General features: G+C 67.9%; 3 protein-coding genes. All 3 read right to left on the bottom strand.

The features are described 5' to 3' along the window. A partial coding sequence (locus RIF93_RS19395; RefSeq protein ID WP_375163899.1) for a hypothetical protein occupies nucleotides 1–682 on the bottom strand: 682 nt, incomplete at its 3' end. Between the two features lie 165 nt (nucleotides 683–847). Then, on the bottom strand, nucleotides 848–3,268 hold the full coding sequence (locus RIF93_RS19390; protein ID WP_309093089.1) for a PAS domain-containing protein: 2,421 nt from the start codon (nucleotides 3,266–3,268) through the stop codon (nucleotides 848–850). A gap of 193 nt (nucleotides 3,269–3,461) precedes the next feature. After that, nucleotides 3,462–3,686: TonB-dependent receptor (locus RIF93_RS19385; RefSeq protein ID WP_309093088.1), on the bottom strand; the 225-nt coding region annotated here is incomplete at its 5' end.

Below are 3,686 nucleotides of genomic sequence, written 5' to 3'. Positions count from 1 at the left end.
CAATCCCGACGGGCGCTCCCACCGCCACTCTGAACCCCGTCGTGCGCGACCTCGCATAGGCCGCCACCACCTGGGTTCCCTCGAGCGTCGTGCCCCGCCAGAAACCGGCGGCGCCCCGGGCGTTGCGGCGCAGGTCCGCGGTGGCGAGGTCGCCGACATGAGCCGGCGCATCACGGGAACGCCAGATGATGCGGTCCGCATTGTCGACGATCGAGAGGGTCCAACGCTCATCGGCCCCCGCGGCGGTCAGGTTCCGACCCAGGCTCGCCACCGGCATCCGCGCGGCCAGGTCCGGCCCGCCGGGGCCGCAGATCACGACATGTGGCTCCGGCTCGAGGCGCAGGTTGGACGCATACGCCGCATCCCGGCAAACGCCCGGCCGATGAACCAGCACGCCGCCCGTCTGGAGTTCGAGCGCACGAACTTCCAGCGGATTCGGCGGCCTGCCGGTCGCCCCAAGGGTCTCCAGCGCGATGTCCAGGAGCTCGAGATCACGATCCACGGCTGCGGCCGTACGGGTAGCGATCCTGAGCGCCTGCTGCTCGTAGGACCGCCTTTGATCCTCCGCAAAGCGCAGCAGGCTGTAGCCGCTTGCGAGGACGACGGGCGCAAGGGTCGCAAGGATCACGGCCGTCAGGATGAACCTGACGGGTATGGCGCCATGTCGCTCAAGGCCGAGCATCGCGCGCCCCCGTCCCGCAATGGTCTCGACAAGGATCAGTGTTGCGCCCCACGGCTCCCCCGCCCGGCATGGGGGAAGCCAGCCTTAACGGCGAGCCACGGCCAAGGTTCCGGGGCCGAAGACAATGTTCAGCGTCCGGGTTCGTGACCCTGCCGCCGCCCCCCCTCAGGCGACCTGCGCACCGCTCGCCGCTGGGCTCCGGCCGGACAGGCAATCGCCCAGCGCCTTGGCCAGCGCCTCGATTCGGATGGGTTTCGCCACATGATCGTTCATGCCTGCGGCCAGGCACCGGTCGATCTGCTCCCGGGAAACGTTGGCCGTCAGCGCGATGATCGGCACCTCCGACCGGTGCCCGCCGAGCGCCCGTATGGCGCGCGTCGCCTGCAGGCCGTCCATCACCGGCATGTGCATGTCCATCAGGATCAGGTCCAGCCCGCCTCCGATCGCCGCTTCGACCGCCTCGGCTCCATCACAGGCGAGCGACACATCCATGCCGAAGCCGGCGACAAGGGCGGAGACCAGCTCCCGGTTCGTGGCGACATCGTCGACCACAAGGATGCGTGCGCCGGCGGCCATCGGGGCCGTCGCGACCTCCTCCGCAACGTCCGCACAGGCCGCCACCGGCAGCGCCACCTCGAACCAGAAGGTCGAACCCGCGCCCGGTTCGCTCTCGACACCGAACGCGCCGTGCATCCTCTCGATGAGCCGGCGCGAAATTGCGAGCCCGAGACCCGTTCCGCCGTAGGTGCGGGTGGTCGAGGTGTCGGCTTGGCAGAAGCGTTCGAACAGACGCTCCCGCTGGTCTTCGGCGATCCCGATGCCCGTGTCCTCCACCTCTACGCGAAGCCGCCAGGCGCTCGCGGCGCTCACGCCGCCGACGCGCAGGCAAACCTTGCCCCTGGCGGTGAACTTGACGGCGTTCGAGAGCAGGTTCAGCAGAATCTGTCGCAGCCGCGCGTCGTCCCCGACCAGCGCCGGCGGCAGCTCAGGCGAAAGCTCGACAGTGAGCGCGAGGCCTTTCGATCGGCATTGCTGCTCCACGATATCGGCGGTGTCGCGGGCCAGCTGTCGAACGTCGAAGCTGCGGGGGTCCAGATCAACAGCGCCGGCCTCCAGCTTGGAATAGTCGAGAATGTCGTTGATCACCGCGAGCAGAGCCGTGCTGCCGGAGCGAATTCGATCGGCGCATCTCCGCTCGTCCTCCTGAAGCGTGCGGCTGGCCGCCAGAAGGTCGGCGAAGCCGATCACGCTGGTCAGCGGGGTCCGCAGTTCGTGCGACATGTTCGAGAGGAATTCGGACTTGGCGTTGGCCGCGGCCTCGGCGCGGTCCCGGGCCGAGATCAGTTCATCCTCGAGCGCCTTGGTTTCCGAGATGTCGCGGACGACGTCCTGGAACTCGACGACGCGGCCCGTCTGGTCCCGCACCATGGTTGTCCGCGCTTCGCACCAGCGGAACTCGCCATTCTTGGCCGCCGCGCGATACCGAACCCCTCTGATCGCATCGGCCGAGTCCGCCCTGACGAATTGCCGGAAGCTCTCCGCCACTGCCGGAATGTCTTCGGCGTGGATCAGGGTCGTCGCGGGGCGCCCGATCAGCTCCTCGGGCCGATATCCGCTCATCGCTTCGATGGACGGAGAAATGTAGGTCAGGATTCCGTCGACCCCGTAACAGGCGATGACGTCTGTCGCGCGATTGGCCAGGAGCCTGTAGCGGGCCTCGCTCCTGGAAAGCCGCGTCGCGGCCTGCTCAGATTCGGTGACGTCCTGCAGGACTCCGAAGACCACGACGACCTCGCCCGCGTCCGAACGCTGGGCCGCGCCTCGGGACACCACGATCCGCTCCTGACCGTCGGGACGGCGCAGACGCAGCTTGAATTCGAAGGGCGCGCCGGTGGCCCGCGCCTCTGCAAGGCAGGCGCGGACGACCGCCTGGTCATCGGGGTGATAGAAGTGGATGGCGTCTTCGACAACGGGGTCGTAGCCGGCCGGCGCCAGACCATGGATCCGGTAGACTTCCTCGGACCAATTCACCCGCTCGGTGCGGTAATCGACCTTCCAGGTCCCGACGCCCGACATCTGTTCGGCCATGCCGAGCATCTGAAGCTGCTCCGCCTGCAGCCGCTCGCATCGCACCTGCTCCGCGATCGACCCCGCCAACCGGCCGAGGGTCCTGAGTTGCGCCAGCGCCGGCTGCGGGAAGTCCGACCGGGGACGACGGTCCGCGACGGCGAAGGTGCCGATCAGATCCCCCGCGGCGGACCTGATCGCGATTCCTGCGCAGCTTCGCAGGCCGTCATCGCCCGTCACCATCGGATGGTTGGCCACCCTCGCATCCGTGGTCGCATCGGTGATCAGCAGCGCCTCGTCCGGCGGCAGCTGGGCGAGGATCGCAGATACGGACTGGTCCAGCGGGATGCTGTCGCAAACCAGTCCGGCATTGGACCGGAACACCGCCTGGTAGGCGTCGATGAAGGTGATGACCACCACCGGCATGTCGAAGATCGACTGGGCCAGACTGACCAGATGATCAAACCTGTCCGAGTCGAGCCCGGCTTCTCGTGCCAGCTGCAGCGTTCTGTCGCCCATGAGTCCCCCTCCTTGAAGACGTACGAGGACATCCGCGAAGATTCAGTTACGCTGGGCTGTCAGGCGCCTCGCCGCTCCAGCCGACGCGCCTCGGGCGACCCTCGCATCCGTCGGCGGCAGGACTTCGCCGGGCCGGGCGAACGCCGCCGTCCCAACAGGACGGCGGCGCAGGGCGGACCCGTTTCAGAAGAGATCAGAAGCGGTAGCGGAAGCCGGCGAACACCTGCCGACCGGTATGGTGGTGCACCGACACCAGCTGATAGTCGCCGACGTACTGGGTCGGGACCTCATCGGTCAGGTTGATGCCCTCGAGGGTCAGGGTGAAGTTGTCGGTCAGTTCGTACGAGGCCGAGGCGTCGACGTTGAAGGTGTCGACCACCCCCTCGATGGCGTTGCCGTTGCGGCCCGGCACCTGGGT

Source organism: Phenylobacterium sp., from assembly GCF_031181185.1.
Taxonomy (GTDB): domain Bacteria; phylum Pseudomonadota; class Alphaproteobacteria; order Caulobacterales; family Caulobacteraceae; genus Phenylobacterium.
This window is presented reverse-complemented; position numbering and strand designations above follow the sequence as displayed.